Origin of the sequence: Bacillus cereus group sp. BfR-BA-01441 (assembly GCF_022663075.1) — a bacterium.
Lineage (GTDB): Bacteria > Bacillota > Bacilli > Bacillales > Bacillaceae_G > Bacillus_A > Bacillus_A cereus.
The window spans coordinates 1-221 of record NZ_JAKUEU010000416.1 but is presented as its reverse complement, the minus strand read 5'-3'; the positions used below and the strand labels follow the sequence as shown (position 1 = coordinate 221).

Sequence of the window (221 nt, the reverse complement as noted above, 5' to 3'; positions counted from 1 at the left end):
GTGGAAACACTGGTGGAGAAACTGGTGGTGGAACCACTGGTGGAGAAACTGGTGGTGGAAACACTGGTGGAGAAACTGGTGGTGGAAACACTGGTGGAGAAACTGGTGGCGGAAACACTGGTGGAGAAACTGGTGGTGGAAACACTGGTGGAGAAACTGGCGAAAAAGATACAGAAGCACCAGTATTAACGCCAAAAGAAGGTGTAACAGTATTTGTAGGA

General features: G+C 48.9%; 1 pseudogene. It reads left to right on the top strand.

The window, feature by feature from the left end:
* A pseudogene (locus MR107_RS32145) lies at positions 1-221 on the top strand (adhesin); the annotation flags it as partial.